This window comes from Paractinoplanes tereljensis (assembly GCF_016862435.1).
Taxonomy (GTDB): domain Bacteria; phylum Actinomycetota; class Actinomycetes; order Mycobacteriales; family Micromonosporaceae; genus Actinoplanes; species Actinoplanes tereljensis.
On record NZ_BOMY01000050.1, the window covers coordinates 289,824 to 303,702 of the forward strand.

14 protein-coding genes and 1 tRNA gene are annotated in these 13,879 nt (G+C 68.0%); 8 read left to right on the forward strand and 7 right to left on the reverse strand.

What is annotated here, in order from left to right:
* Window positions 1-4 precede the first annotated feature (4 nt).
* Both Ate02nite_RS39565 and Ate02nite_RS39570 read left to right on the forward strand, forming a co-directional pair.
* The gene (locus Ate02nite_RS39565) at window positions 5-2,188 is read left to right on the forward strand and encodes a putative bifunctional diguanylate cyclase/phosphodiesterase (protein WP_203813023.1); all 2,184 of its coding nucleotides are present in this window, start codon (window positions 5-7) and stop codon (window positions 2,186-2,188) included.
* Window positions 2,189-2,287: 99 nt separating this feature from the next.
* A complete protein-coding gene (locus Ate02nite_RS39570; RefSeq protein ID WP_203813024.1) occupies window positions 2,288-2,587 on the forward strand; it encodes a hypothetical protein in 300 nt (99 codons plus the stop codon).
* 68 nt (window positions 2,588-2,655) lie between these two features.
* On the opposite strand, the gene Ate02nite_RS39575 is transcribed toward Ate02nite_RS39570, so the two are convergent.
* Together Ate02nite_RS39575 and Ate02nite_RS39580 are read right to left on the reverse strand one after the other, a co-directional pair.
* Entirely contained in the window at window positions 2,656-3,339 is a 684-nt protein-coding gene (locus Ate02nite_RS39575; protein WP_203813127.1) for a hypothetical protein, read from the reverse strand.
* A gap of 108 nt (window positions 3,340-3,447) precedes the next feature.
* Window positions 3,448-3,903: a GatB/YqeY domain-containing protein gene (locus tag Ate02nite_RS39580; RefSeq protein WP_203813025.1), complete on the reverse strand. Its 456-nt coding sequence runs from the start codon at window positions 3,901-3,903 to the stop codon at window positions 3,448-3,450.
* A gap of 25 nt (window positions 3,904-3,928) precedes the next feature.
* On the opposite strand from Ate02nite_RS39580, the gene Ate02nite_RS39585 reads away from it, so the two are divergent.
* The gene (locus Ate02nite_RS39585; RefSeq protein ID WP_203813026.1) at window positions 3,929-4,825 is read left to right on the forward strand and encodes a metallophosphoesterase; all 897 of its coding nucleotides are present in this window, start codon (window positions 3,929-3,931) and stop codon (window positions 4,823-4,825) included.
* Between the two features lie 73 nt (window positions 4,826-4,898).
* Window positions 4,899-4,975, forward strand: a tRNA-Pro gene (locus Ate02nite_RS39590).
* Between the two features lie 47 nt (window positions 4,976-5,022).
* Here the strand turns inward: Ate02nite_RS39590 and Ate02nite_RS39595 are convergent.
* A complete protein-coding gene (locus tag Ate02nite_RS39595; protein WP_203813027.1) occupies window positions 5,023-6,288 on the reverse strand; it encodes a hypothetical protein in 1,266 nt (421 codons plus the stop codon).
* 8 nt (window positions 6,289-6,296) lie between these two features.
* Between Ate02nite_RS39595 and Ate02nite_RS39600 the strand changes: the two genes are divergently transcribed.
* Window positions 6,297-7,079: a helix-turn-helix domain-containing protein gene (locus tag Ate02nite_RS39600; protein WP_203813028.1), complete on the forward strand. Its 783-nt coding sequence runs from the start codon at window positions 6,297-6,299 to the stop codon at window positions 7,077-7,079.
* A 60-nt stretch (window positions 7,080-7,139) separates the two neighbouring features.
* Here Ate02nite_RS39600 and Ate02nite_RS39605 read toward each other — a convergent pair whose 3' ends face one another.
* A complete protein-coding gene (locus Ate02nite_RS39605) occupies window positions 7,140-9,557 on the reverse strand; it encodes a transglycosylase domain-containing protein (RefSeq protein ID WP_203813029.1) in 2,418 nt (805 codons plus the stop codon).
* 295 nt (window positions 9,558-9,852) lie between these two features.
* Between Ate02nite_RS39605 and Ate02nite_RS39610 the strand changes: the two genes are divergently transcribed.
* Window positions 9,853-10,155: a WhiB family transcriptional regulator gene (locus tag Ate02nite_RS39610; protein ID WP_203733764.1), complete on the forward strand. Its 303-nt coding sequence runs from the start codon at window positions 9,853-9,855 to the stop codon at window positions 10,153-10,155.
* A gap of 2 nt (window positions 10,156-10,157) precedes the next feature.
* Here Ate02nite_RS39610 and bagB read toward each other — a convergent pair whose 3' ends face one another.
* The 3 genes from bagB to Ate02nite_RS39625 are packed head-to-tail and all read right to left on the reverse strand — an operon-like array spanning window position 10,158 to window position 13,099.
* Window positions 10,158-11,309, reverse strand: coding sequence for an ArsA family ATPase (bagB, locus tag Ate02nite_RS39615; RefSeq protein WP_203813030.1), 1,152 nt, complete (start codon window positions 11,307-11,309; stop codon window positions 10,158-10,160).
* Between the two features lie 24 nt (window positions 11,310-11,333).
* Complete coding sequence (gene bagA, locus Ate02nite_RS39620) at window positions 11,334-12,290, reverse strand: ATPase BagA (protein ID WP_203813031.1); 957 nt, start codon at window positions 12,288-12,290, stop codon at window positions 11,334-11,336.
* A 23-nt stretch (window positions 12,291-12,313) separates the two neighbouring features.
* Window positions 12,314-13,099 (reverse strand): Rv0361 family membrane protein, encoded by a 786-nt coding sequence (locus tag Ate02nite_RS39625; protein ID WP_203813032.1) that lies wholly within the window; start codon window positions 13,097-13,099, stop codon window positions 12,314-12,316.
* A gap of 104 nt (window positions 13,100-13,203) precedes the next feature.
* Here Ate02nite_RS39625 and sp36 point away from each other — a divergent pair, with 104 nt between their 5' ends.
* Together sp36 and Ate02nite_RS39635 are read left to right on the forward strand one after the other, a co-directional pair.
* The gene (gene sp36, locus Ate02nite_RS39630) at window positions 13,204-13,359 is read left to right on the forward strand and encodes a Sp36 family protein (RefSeq protein ID WP_157437327.1); all 156 of its coding nucleotides are present in this window, start codon (window positions 13,204-13,206) and stop codon (window positions 13,357-13,359) included.
* A complete protein-coding gene (locus tag Ate02nite_RS39635) occupies window positions 13,356-13,841 on the forward strand; it encodes a RidA family protein (protein WP_203813033.1) in 486 nt (161 codons plus the stop codon). The genes sp36 and Ate02nite_RS39635 overlap by 4 nt, the downstream gene beginning before the upstream one ends.
* Window positions 13,842-13,879: the final 38 nt, after the last annotated feature.

Below are 13,879 nucleotides of genomic sequence, written 5' to 3' on the forward strand. Positions count from 1 at the left end.
CGGCATGATGAACTGGTCAACTCACCTGCTCACCGAGTTCTTCACCGCGGTCAACGCGGCCGAGGACGAGCAAACCGCGATCAGCAACGCGGTCGAACGTGCCACCGAGATGGTCGAGGCCGAGGTCGGCGCGGTCGTGCGGGAGGGCAAGGTCCTCGGCGCGTACGGCTTCGGGCCGGCCGTCCCGGAGGCCGGGCTGCTCGCGGTGGCGACCGGCGACTGCCTGCTCGAGGTGGCCGGCCTGGGCGAGCTGCACGCCGCGCCCAACCCGCTGGGCGGCGAGCAGGCGGACGCGTTGATCGTGGCCCGGCTGAACGAGCCGTTCGGCCCCGAGGAACGGCAGATGCTGCAGGGCATGGCCCAGGTGCTCGGCCTGGCCCTGCGCAGCATCCGGGTGCTGGCCGCCGAACGGCACCTGCGCGCCGAGAAGGAACAGCAGGCGACCTCCGCGCAGACCCGGCAGCGGCTGGTCGAGTCGTTGCTGACCATCCAGCGGGCGATCTCGGCGCGGCGGCCGCTGCCGGAGATCCTGGATGCGGTGACCAGCGGCGCGTGCGAGCTGCTGGACGGGGTCAAGGTGGCGTTGCTGCTGGCCGAGGGCGGTCCGGACCGCCGGCTGAGCGTGGCATCGACCTCCGGCGGAACCGACGGCGAACCCCAGCCGGAAGGCGCGGCGCGGGCCGCGATGGCGTCCGGCACGGTGGTGATCCGGCCGGATGCGACCGGTACGGTGATCGCCGCCCCGGTGCGGGTGACCGGCGAGATGGCCGGCTGCCTGGTGGCCCACCTGTCCGGCAGCGTTGATCAGTACACCGAGCAGCGCGACCAGATGGACGCGTTCGCGCAGCAGGTGAGCCTGGCACTGACCGACGCGAAGACCGTCGAGGCGGTCCGCGAGGCGCACCACGACCCGGTCACCGGCCTGCCGAACCGGGCGCTCTTCCTCAAGATCCTCAACCGGGTGCTGTCCTCCCGGGGCACCTCGGCCGACCCGACCAGCGTGCTCTTCATCGACCTGGACCGGTTCAAGGCGGTCAACGACAGCCTCGGCCACGAGGCCGGCGATCAACTGCTCGCCCTTGTCGCGCGGCGGCTGCGCGGTTGCGTACGGGCCAGCGACACCACCGCCCGCTTGGGTGGCGACGAGTTCGCGGCGCTCCTGCACGACTCTCCGATGGAGGCCGCCACCATCGTCGGCGAGCGGGTCGTCTCGGCGATCAAGGAACCGTTCCGGGTGGCCGGCCGGGAGATCTTCATCGGCGCCAGCGTCGGCATCGCCATCTCCCGGGAGGACGCCGAGAAGTCCGAGACCCTGCTGCACAACGCCGACGTGGCGATGTACCGGGCCAAGAAGGACGGGCCGGGCCGGGTCCTGGTCTACGAGCCGTACATGCACGTCGAGGCGCTCGATCACCTGAGCCTTCGCGGCGACCTGCAGCGGGCGTTGCGCGAGGGCGAGTTCCGGTTGCAGTACCAACCGTTGATCCGGCTGGGCGACGGCATGCCGACCGGGGTCGAGGCGCTGATCCGCTGGCACAGCCCGACCCGCGGGTTCGTCTCGCCGGTCGACTTCATCCCGATCGCCGAGGAGTTCGGGCTGATCGTCGACATCGGCCAGTGGGTGCTGGAGACCAGCGCGCTGCAGGTGGCCCGCTGGCGGCGCGAGTTCCCCGACCTGGGACTCAACGTCAACGTGTCCGGGCATCAGCTGATGCATCCGCGGTTCTCCGACACCGTGCTGCGGGCGCTGGCCATCGCCGGACTGCCGTCCAGCGCGGTGACCCTGGAGCTGACCGAGTCGGTGCTGATGAGCGAGCCCGACCTGGGCAAGGCGGCGCTGGGCACGTTGCGCGGACTGGGCGTGCAGCTGTCCATCGACGACTTCGGCACCGGTTATTCGTCGCTGGCCTACCTGCGCGAGCTGCCGGTGGACGAGCTGAAGATCGACCGGGCCTTCATCGCCCGGGCCGAGCTGACCGGCGAGGACCTGGCGCTGGTGCGCACGATCGTCGAACTCGCGCAGATTCTCGGACTGCGCACGGTGGCCGAGGGAATCGAGAACGCGGCGCAGTTGGAAGCGCTACGCCGGCTGGGTTGCGGCTACGGCCAGGGCTATCACCTGTGCCGGCCGACCGACGCCGAGGAGCTGCCGTCGCGCCTGCTCACACAGCTCGTCGAGTACCGATGATCACCCATCCGCGTACTTGATCTCAGGGCTACTACATGCGAGATCCTTTTGGGGTACTTTTCGCCTAATTGGTGCTAATTACTCGGAAGGAACATTTCCGTGACACCCTTCGCATTGTTCTTCCTCATCGCCCTCGCCGGTTCGTCCTGCTTCGCTCTCGGCCGGGCTCTCGGCCGCGGCGAACGCTACGAGAAGGGTTACCGCGAAGGCTTCCGCGACGGCGAGACCGGCTCCCTCGCCCGCGCCGCCCGCCTGATCCAGCTCAACGGCCGCCCGGCCATCGCCCCCGCCGTCGAGACCATGCTCGGCCCCTACGCGGTGCCGCAACAGCAGCTGCCCGGCCGGACGGTCGGGCCGTCGGTGGCATCGGTTCCGGTGCGACCGCAGCTCGCGCTTTAAAGCCCAAAAACAACGACCCGGAGGGTACGGCGTGAAGCCGGCCCCCGGGTCTGTTTGTTTTCCAGCGGTCAGTTGATGAATATCAGTAGCAGGAATCGGAGGCCCCAGCCCAGGCAACAGCCCAGAACGCCGGCCGTGATGGCCCACTGGGCGATTCGTTCACCGTTCCGGCGAGCAGCCAGGCCGAGCGCGATCGAGATAAGGCCGAAGATCAGCGGGGAAGCGACGACCGCCATCACGGCCATCACGAACGCCAGGATGCTGAGCCAGGGGGCGGCCTTCTTCGGCGGCGGGCCGTACGCGGGTGGTGGGCCGTATCCCTGCGGCGGACCGTATGCCTGCGGTGGGCCGTATCCCGGTGGCGGGCCGTATCCGGGCGGTGGGCTATAGGCCTGGCCGGGGATCGCGGCGAACTGCTGAGTTTGCTGGTCGGCATAGGGGGACGGTGGGAAAGCGCCACCGATCGGCTGGCCGGGCGGGACCGGGAACGGCTGCGGCGGTGGTGCGCCGTAAGCCGGTGAGGTCGGCGCGGCACCGAACGGGAGCCCGCTGGGCGGCGGTGGGCCGAACGCGGGCTGCTGCGGGGAGTACGTCGGGGCCGGCGGGGCGTACGGCTCGGCGTGCGACCGGATGGCCGAGAACTGAGTGGTCACGTCAGTGTCGACCGCGGGCGGCGCCGACACCGGCCGGCCACAGGTGCCGCAGTAGCCGGTCGGCGCGACGAGGGCCGAACCACAATTGGTGCAGTTCATGGGTTGCACATCGGTTGGCACTGGGCCGAGTTGAGGGACGGGGTGCTTTTCGCCCGAGAGCCATCCAGCCCCGCTGTTGCGGTTGGGGATGGCCCTCGCCCGTACGATTCAGACGCCCAGCTGTCGCCGCACCTCAGCCGCCACCCGACCGCCCTCCGCGCGCCCCGCGACGGCCGCCTGTGCGGCCTTCATGGCCGGCCCCATCTGGGCCTTCCCGCTGAAACCGCCCGCCGAGAGCGCCCCCGCGACCAGCTCCGTGATCTCTTCGTCGCTGAGCTGTTTCGGCAGGTAGCGGTCGATGATCTCGCCCTCGGACCGCTCCTTGGCCGCCTGCTCGCCGCGCCCCGCGTCAGCGAAGGCGGTCGCCGCCTCGCGCCGCTTCTTGGCCTCCTTGCCGAGCACCGCCAGCACCTCGTCATCGGTGAGCGCGCGGGCCGAGCTGCCGGCCACCTCGGCGTTCCGAACCGCGGCCAGCGTCATCCGCAGCGTCGCCGTGGTCAACTCGTCGCGAGCCTTCATCGCGGTGTGCAGGTCATCGTTCAGGCGGTCTTTCAGCGTTCCCATGGACGGAGAAACTACTCTTGCCGTCATGCGTAAGCGCCCCTTTATCGGCCTGGCCGCCGGTGTAATCGCCGCCGGAGCCGCCACCTTCGCCTATTCCTCGCTGATCGAGCGGAACATGTTCACGCTGCGCCGCTTCGATGTGCCGGTGCTGGAACCGGACGCCGAACCGCTGCGCATCCTGCACATCTCCGACCTGCACATGATGCCCGGCCAGCAACGCAAACAGGATTGGGTGGCGTCCCTGGGCGGCACCGATCCAGACTTGGTAGTGGTGACCGGCGACAACCTTTCCGACCCTGATGCGGTGCCCGGCGTACTGCGCGCGCTGGACCCGTTCCTGTCGGTTCCCGGCGCTTTCGTCTTCGGCTCGAACGACTATCGCGGCCCGGTGTTGAAGAACCCGCTGCGCTACGTTCTGCCCGGCGAACGCGAATATGTGCAGGGCGTAGACCTGCCCACCGAGGACCTGCGCGCCGGCTTCGTGGACGCGGGTTGGGCCGACCTGAACAACGCGCGCACGGTCCTGAAGGCCGGCGGCCGTTCGATCGAGCTGGTCGGCGTCGACGACCCGCACGTGGAGCTCGACGACTACGACTCGGTGGCGGGCCCGATCTCCGGCGGAGCCGACCTGCACATCGGGGTGACGCACACCCCGGCCTCGCGGGTGTTGAACGCCATGGCCGCAGACGGCTTCGCCCTGCTGCTGGCCGGCCACACCCACGGCGGCCAGGTCTGCGTGCCGTTCTACGGCGCCCTGACCACCAACTGCGACCTCCCGCAGTCGATGGCCAAGGGCCTACACCGCTGGCCCGGCTCGGACGCCTGGCTGCACGTCTCAGCCGGCCTGGGCACCCACCCCACCGCCCCCATCCGCTTCGCCTGCCGCCCCGAGGCCTCGGTGCTGACGTTGATACCGCGCTGACCTGCGGTTTTGCTGCGAAGGGGGATACCGATTTCGGGATCGCGAAGGCGTCGGATAGTATTTCCTGGCAGCTCGGGGTATGGCGCAGCTTGGTAGCGCGCTTCGTTCGGGACGAAGAGGCCGTCGGTTCAAATCCGGCTACCCCGACCAAGTAAAGGGGCCCGACCAGCAGTTTTGCTGGTCGGGCCTCTTTGTCGCTATCGGTGGGATTCGGCCGGGGTCAGGGCGGCTCGGCGCATCCAGCCGATGCCGTCGGTGGCGGCCTTCGTGCTCACCATGACGTAGGCCTCGTTCTCGGTGGCGTTGTGCTGGGTGTTGCAGTACGGGCCGACCACGTCGCCGCTGTGCTTCGTCTTCAGCGGCGGCTTGCCTCGGGTGGGGAGTTCGTACACTCCGGCGCTGGGCCAGACGACCTTCCAGTGGCAGGGGGACGCGGGCTTGGCTTCGGCCGTTTGCGTCGGGACCGCTGCGGTGGTCGGCGCGGTCCGGGTGGTCGGTGCCGGGTTGAGGCAGTCGCGCTTGACGAAGACCCACCGGATGACCGGCCGGCCCAGCGTGATGACGACTTTGTCGGGCGGGTTTACCAGGACGTACGCATCGATGCGGCTCTTGGTCACGTAGCGGACGTTGACCTTCGTCCCTGCTCCGACGGTGCCGACTCCGGTCGCGGGGGTCGGCCGGGCCCGGCCGGCGCGGTAGATAGCTTCGGCGCCGATGTTCGCGAATGCGGTGCATTTGGTACTGACCGTTGCGTGGACCTCCCGGTCCCCTCTTCTGATCTGACTCGCACGGCAACTGGCACTTTTCGGGCTCGACTCACAGGCCTTCGAGTCCTTTCGGTCCTTGAACCAGGTGCCGGCCGGAGTGCACAGGGGATCGCGGGCGTGGTCGGTGCAGAACAGGTCACGGTCTTCGGCGTATTTGTTCGACGTGAACCGCTTGCCGCCGCTCGATGTCTTGATCGGCAGTTTGGGGCACCGGCCTTTCGCGCGTGTCGTCTTCTTGGCGGCGAGGTGGCGCGTGCCGTAGGCGAAGGCGCAACCGCCGAAGCCTCCACCGGCGTACCCGTACGGCCAGCGGTCGACCGCGGCATTCTTACCGGTGTTGGGCCGGAACACCTCGACGTCGAAGTGATCACCGGGGAACAGGTAACCGACATGCGGGCCGTTGGCCTTGTAGCTGATTCCGATCCAGTTGATGCCGAAGCCGGCCGGCTCCCTCTTCTTGCTCGGCTTGAGCCGGTCGTAGCGGGCCGGGCTGATCGGACGCACCGTGTTGTCGCCGACGGTCGACGCTTCCGCCGACGGAGCGATGACCCACAACAAGCCGATGAAAAGCGCCAGAACCGCCCCGACTCGGACAGGTCCGGCTAAGGCGGGAAATTGTAAGGTCCGGTTACGCATGTAGCTGATCTCCTTTTCGGAACTCGCAATGGCAGTTACACCGTGGTCGACCCGATGCATGATCCACAATGCGACGGCGGTGGCGCGAGTTCGCTATTGTTCGCGCGACCGTTCGCACGGTTCGCGAGGACCCGTCCGGATTCAATAGCGAACAACGAAAGGGCAGCTCAGCAGCCATGCGATCAGACAATCAGCCGGTCGACGACGACACGGCATTACGGCCGGCCAAATACCTGAATTCCATTCGTGTTGAGGCGGGAAATCCGACTCTGGACACGATTGCGCGATCTGCCGGATGTGGGAAGTCGTACGTTTCTGAAATATTGAAGGGTCACAAGGTTCCGTCCAACGAAGTCGGCGGACAGATACTTCGGGCTCTGGGCAAGCATCCGGATCATGAATGGCACGAAATGTTGGCCGCCGCCCGGCTGGCCGCTGCCCAGGCGCGCAAATCGGCGCGGCCGAGCGCGGACCTTGCTGGCCAGCCAGGCCCCGAACCGGTCCAGGTGGCGCCGCGCCGACGTTGGTGGTTGGCGGCCGCGGCGGTGACGCTCATCGGCAGCGCGGCCGGCATCACATGGAACCTCAGAACCGTCGAGAAAGCGGATGCGACGGGCACAGCCTCAACCGCGACCTGCCGATGGAAGGTGAAGTGGCCCAGTGCCGGCATCTACGACAACCCGACCCGGACCGAGGACGCCCTGAGGTCCGAACGAAACGGGACGGTCGTGGGCCCGTACTGCGAGACCCACTACAACGCGGCCGAGGATGAAACCTACGTCAAGGTGGGCACCGACTTGGCCGCCGATGGCGTCGGCTGGATGCGTCTCAACGCGCTCAAGTCGAACTGACCACGACGGCACAGCAAAAGGGCGAGGCCAACGGCCTCGCCCTTTCCTAATTTTCGCTGGTTAGCGTCTTGGTCTGGTTGGAGTGACGGTGGGCAAGCCGGGGGTTGCGGGCTCCTCCGGCTTGTTGGTCTTGCCGTTGCTCTTCTCGATCACCACGACGCCGCCCTTGATGGTGCGGCCGCTCGGGTTCGTGCCGGCTGCGGTTCCGGCGGGGCAGGAAGAGTCCGTTTCGCCGCCTACCGTTACGTCGAAGCCTGCGCCCTCCAGGCGGCTTCTGGCGCTGTCGATCGAGTCGCAAGTGACATCCGGGATCGAGCGCTGGTCGCCTACCGCGATCTTCTTGTTTTCTGGGGTCTTGAACTGGACCTTGGGCTTGCCTTCCATGAAGTCGCCAAGGGTGTTCCAGACCGCCGGGTTCACGATGCCGTGGGACATGCGGTCGGGGTGGTCCTGGTAATCCGGGTTTACCAAGTAGCCCGCCACCACCAGGGACGTGGTGCCGGCGATCAGGGCGGCCGTCTTGTCGTGGTCGGTGGTGCCGGTCTTGCCGAAGACTGGGTGCTTTACCTCGCCTCGGGTCTGGCCGGCCGTGGTGCCGTGGCACTGGCCCAGCTGGGCCGAGTCGCCTACGGGGCAGCGGGCCGCGTCCAGGGCCGCACGCGCGACGTCCTTGCTGGTGGCTCGGATGCAGTGGGACTTGCCTACGTCCAGCTTTTCGCCGTTCTGGCTGGCGATCTGCTCGATGGGGGTGGGCTCGCAATACATGCCGTCACCGGCCAGGGTGGCGTACGCGTTGGCCATGTCCAGCGGGGTTGAGGCCGAGACGCCCAGGGTGAAGGCGCCCCACTGGTTGGCCGACACCGGGTCGTTCGCGAACTGGGCGTCGGGGTAGGAGACGCGGAACTGGACGCCGAAGCGTTTGGCCACCGCGACCACGTTCTCGGCTCCTACCCGCTCCTCCAGGGGCACGAAGAACGTGTTCACCGAGTTACCGAAGCCGGTCCACATGTTGTAGACGCCGGCTTCGCCCTCGCCCGCGTTGCCGGGGCACCAGAAGTGGGTGCCGTTGCAGGCCGATGGGTTGCTCGAGTCGATGATGTAGCCCGACTTGTACTGCTTCGGAGCGTTGATCGTGTAGCCGAGGGGATAGCCCTTTTCCAGGGCGGCGACCATGGTGAACATCTTGAACACCGAGCCGGCCTGGTAACCGGTGATGTCGCCGCCGCCGCTCAGCAGCGGGTTCGTCGTGTTGGGGTAGGTGCCCCGGACGCCCTTGGCTGCTTTCTTCGGGTCGGACGACAGCTTGTTCTGCGGGTTGGACGGGTCGTCCAGCTTGTAGCGGCGGTTGGCCGCCAGCGCGCGCACCTTGCCGTCGCCGGGCTCGACCGCGGCCACCAGTAGGGCGTCCTTGTCCTTGTCGGAGATCTTGTCGTTGATGTTCTTGCGGGCCGCGTCCTGCGCCTTGATGTCCATCGTCGTGGTGATGCGGTAGCCGCCGCTCTTTAGGCGACGCTCCCGGTCGTACACCGTCTCGCCGAACTCCTCGCGGCCCATCCACCAGCGGTAGAAGTAGTCGCAGAAGAAGCCCCAGGCGTTCTTGGCGACCGAGACACAGCCGTTGCCCACCGGCTTGACCTGGCGCGGGATGGCTTCCTTCATCGCCTTGTCGGCCTCGGCCTGGGTGATGACGCCCATCTCGACCATGCCGGGGATGACGTAGTTGTTGCGGCGCTGGAGGATCTGGTCGTACCCCTCCTGGCTGGTGGGGTTGAAGCTGGTCGGCGCCTTGACCATGCCGGCCAGCATCGCGGCCTGGCCGATCGTCAGGTCCTTCGGCTTCTTGTTGAAGTAGATCTGGCTGGCGGCGAAAACGCCGTACGCCTGGTTGCCGAACGGCGCGATGTTCAGGTAGCGCTCGACGATCTGGTCCTTGGAGAGTTCCTTCTCGACCTGAAGCGCGTACTTCATCTCGGTGATCTTGCGCTTCGGCGTGTCCTTGGTCGCGTCGACCACCTCTTGCGGGTTGGTCGCGGAGTAGGCCAGCGACATGCGCACCCACTGCATGGTGATGGTCGAGGCGCCCTGCTTGGACTTGCCGTTGTTGTTGCTGACCATCGCGCGGGCGACGCCCTTGAGGTCGACGCCGTTGTGGTGGTAAAACTCTCGGTCCTCGGCCGCGATGATCGCCGCCGGCATGTACTTCGACATGTCCTTCAGCGGTACGTCGCTGCGGAACTCGTCGTAGAACTGCGCCACCTGGGTCTTGTTGTCGGACGCATAGATGCGCGTGATCTGCGGGGAGCTGAAGTCCTTGAGCTCACTGGGCAGGTCGGCGAACGTCTGGCCGCCGGCTTTCGCGGCCAGCCCGGACATCGCGGCGGCGGGGAAAGCGGCGGCCGCGACGACGACGCCGGCGAGTAATCCGCAGATCAGCAACGACGTCGCATTGGCGAAGATGTTGTGATCGCGTCTGCGCATCCAGGAGGTCACCTGAGCAGGGTACGCGAAGAGCGTGCGAGGTCACCCGTGGAGAACCCCGAATCATTGTGCCCCGTTAAAGACCGCTTCGGCCGATGTTTGCGACAACTGAGTCGAGGCCTTTGCCCAGGTAGATCCGATAGTCCCGGCCTGTGAGTATTTGAGGGACAACGTTGCGTAATCGCCCGACTACAGAGCATGATGGTGCGGCGAGCTATCGCGGGACGTCTGCAGTGCTTGGGGGGACATAAGCCAGCAGGCGTCAGGGGGTGAACGCAAGGGGGGACGTGTACAGATGGGGATGATCAGCGACTGGCCGAGCATGGCGGCATGTCAGAGTGGCGACCCTGACGCGCTGTTCGTGCAGGGCGCCGAGCAGAACGTGGCGAAGAGGATCTGCCGCAGCTGCCCGGTCCGCTACGAGTGCCTCGCCGATGCCCTGGACAACCGGATCGAGTTCGGCGTCTGGGGCGGTATGACGGAACGGGAGCGGCGAGCCCTGCTGCGCCGCCACCCGCACGTGGCGAGCTGGCGGAAGATGTTCGAGGCCGCGCTGCGCGAGAAGAACGCCGACAAGGTGCTCGTTCCGACCCGCTGAACTCAGCCGGTATGGCCGGCGAGCAATGCGCCGATCGTCCGCAGCCCGTCGACGTCATGAACGTCGGCGGGCTGCGCAGTGACCGCCACCGACGGGACCGACGGGAACTCGTCGGTGAAATTGGCGGCCACTCGCACTTCCCGTTCGGTCTGCCGCATCAGCGCGGCATGCACCCGGAGCGCGTCCGAGGTCATCTGCTGGTCGCCGATCGCCGCGAGAACGTCCGCGGCCTCCTCGCTGCGTTGCACGGACAGTGACGAGGCGGCCGAATCGTGCATCCGGTTGAGCACCAGCCCGCCGAGCGGCATCTTCTCCGCCACCAGGCGTTCCGCGAAGTAGGCCACCTCCCGGACCGCGTCCCGTTCCGGGGCCGCGACCAGCAGGAACGAGGTCTGCGGGTCCTGCAGGATGCGGTACGTCTCGTCGGCGCGATGCCGGAAGCCGCCGAACATCGAGTCGAGCGCCGCCACGAAGCCCGACAGGTCGGTCAGCAGCTGGGCGCCCAGGACCTTTTGCACGGCCCGGGAGAACAGCCCGAACGAGGCGGTGACCAGGCTGAACATGCTCTTGCCGGAGCGCGCCGGGGCCAGCAGCAGGCGCAGCATCCGGCCGTCCAGGAAGCGGGACAGGCGGGCCGGCGCGTCCAGGAAGTCGAGCGCCGACCGGGACGGCGGGGTGTCCACCACGATCAGGTCCCACTCGTCGGTGGCCCGCAGCTGACCCAGTTTCTCCATCGCCATGTATTCCTGGGTGCCGGCGAAGGTCGAGCTCATGGCCTGGTAGAACGGGTTCGCGAAGATCTCGGCGGCGCGCTGCGGCGTGGTGTGCTGCTGCACCACCTCGTCGAAGGTGCGCTTCATGTCGAGCATCATCGCGTGCAGCTCGCCGCCGTTCTCGGCGTCGATGCCCTTGACCTGGCGGGGAGTGTTGTCGAGCTCGCTGAGCCCCATCGACTGGGCCAGCCGGCGGGCCGGGTCGATGGTCAGCACCACCGTGCGGCGCCCGTGCACCTCGGCCGCCCGCACGCCGAGAGCGGCCGCGGTGGTCGTCTTGCCGACCCCACCCGCGCCGCAGCACACGATGATCCGGGTGGACGGGTCAGCGAGCAGACCGTCCACGTCGAGGCGAGGGGTGTCTTGCGGTAGGGGCACCATTCGAGCGTACTGAGGCGTAACCGGTCACGCCTGCATGAGTGACGAAGCAAGCTCGTCCAGTGCGTCACGGTCGATGCCACCCGGGAGCAGCGGCAATTCGATCACCGGCCGGCCGGCCTCGGCCAGCTCGGCGCGCAGCGACTCCTCCAGCTCACGCCGGGTGAGATAGGCCTTCGCCTCGGCCGCCAGCCCGTTGACGGTGGTCGCGTCGGTCGGCAGCCCGGCCTCGGCCAGACCCCGTTTGAGCTCGGCCTTGGTCACCTTGCCGGTGGCGAGCAGCGCCGGGCGGGCGTTGTTCACGATGATCCGGCCGACCGAGATGTTCAGCGCCTGCAGCTCGGCGATGGCGTCCAAGGTCTCCTGCACCGGCATCTCCTCGAGCAGGGTGACCACGTGCACCGAGGTGATCGGCGAGCGCAACAGGGAGGCCACGCCGTCGCTCTGCGTCTTGATCGGGCCCATCTTGGCGAGCTTCGCGGTCTCGGCCGTGACGTTCAGGAAGCGGCCGATCCGGCCGGTGGGCGGCGCGTCCAGCACCACGGCGTCGTAGATGCGCCTGCCGTCCTGGGAGCGGGTGGTCGCCTCCTTGACCTTGCCGGTGAGCAGCACGTCGCGCAGGCCCGGCGCGATGGTGGTGGCGAAGTCGATGGCGCCCACCTTGCGCAGCGCCCGGCCGGCCGCGCCCAGGTGGTAGAACATGTCCAGATATTCGAGGAGGGCTTCCTCCGGGTCCACGGCCAGCGCACGCACGTCACCACCGCCGGCCACCTGGGCGATCCGCAACTCCTTGTAGGGCAACGGCTCGACCTCGAAGAGCTGGGCGATGCCCTGCCGGCCCTCGACCTCGACGAGCAGCGTGCGGCGCCCGCCCGCGGCCAGGCCGAGCGCGAGCGCGGCGGCCACCGTGGTCTTGCCGGTGCCACCCTTGCCGGTGACGACGTGCAGCCGTGCCGGCCATTTGTTGTTGACGTGCTCGCCCATGACATCCACGGTACGACCAGGGGTCAGCCGGCCACTTCGCAGACCAGCCAGCCGGTCTTGCGGATCACCGTGAACTCGAGGTCTTGTTTGGCGGTCTTCTCGTCGGCGGTAGACAGGGTGAGCTGCACCGACACCAGGGCGCGGTCTTCCCCGGAGCTGGACACGGTCGGCTCCTCCCACCGGTAGACCGGGTCGGTGTAGCCGTCCGAATAGCTTTTGATCTCGGCCACCCGGTCGGCGAGTTTCGTCTGGTCGCGGGCCTCCCGGCAGACCAGATCGTCGGCGGCGGACGCGTCCTGCTGGGTGTAGACGGCGGTCAGGAAGCGGTTGACCGCGGTGGCCGGGTCGGGCGATCCCGGGTTGTCGGCGTCGCGCAGCAGGAAATAGGCGGACACCGCACCGCCGGCGCAGAGCAGCAGGGTGGCGGCGAGCGCCAGGGACACCCAGACCGCGCCTCGGCGGCCTTTCTTCTCCTCGGCCGGGAGCGGGGTGGGCGGCGTGTGCCAGATCGGCTCGGGCTGCGGCTGATGCCAGCCCGCATTTTCCGGCGGCTGGGTCTGCCACTGGCCGGGCGCCTCGTGCTGGGCGTGCCACGGCGCGGCCGGCGCGATCACCTGGGTGTACTCGTCCGGGGTGTGCTCGGCCGGGACCACCGGCATGCTCGCGGTGGGCGCCTCGTCGGGGTATGCGCCCGGGGGCGGCCACGCGCCGGGGGACGCCTCCGGCGGGGCGTCGATGAAGTCGGCGCCGGGCGACGGCACGGGTGCGGGCTCCGGGTTACCCGGGTAGCCGCCCTGCGCGTGCGTCATGTCGCCCTCCGTGATCTCTTTCGGTAGGTATCAGCCTAACCAAGCGGACCCTCGCGCGGGCCCTAAGCTGGCCCGGTACCCGACGATTAGGGAGTATGCAGGCGATGCAGAAGTGGGAGTACGTGACCGTGCCCCTGCTGGTCCACGCGACCAAGCAGATCCTCGACAACTGGGGCGAGGACGGCTGGGAGCTGGTCCAGGTCGTTCCCGGACCGAACCCGGAGCAACTGATCGCATATATGAAGCGGCCGAAGTCGTGACCACGCCGCTTGCGGGCGAGGGCGGCGTCGACGCGTACGAGCGGCTGGCCGAGCTCGGCCTGACGCTGCCGCCGGTGGTTCCGCCGGTGGCGGCCTATCTGCCGGCGGTTCAATCCGGCAATTACGTGTACGTCTCGGGGCAGCTCCCGATGGTCGAGGGCAAGCTCGCCGCGACCGGCAAGGTGGGCGCCGAGGTGACCGCCGAGCAGGGTGCCGACCTGGCTCGGATCTGTGCCCTGAACGCGCTGGCCGCGATCGAGTCGCTGGTCGGCCTCGGCCGGCTCGTGAAGATCGTCAAGGTGACCGGGTTCGTGGCGTCGGCTCCCGGTTTCACCGGTCAGCCGGTCGTGATCAACGGGGCCTCCAACCTGTTCGGCGACGTTCTCGGTGAGCAGGGCACGCACGCGCGCAGCGCGGTCGGCGTGGCTGAACTTCCGCTGAATGCGCCGGTCGAGGTCGAGGTCATCGCCGAGGTTCAGTAGAAAGGTTGCTCAGCGTGACCTGAGCGGCGGCTGAGATC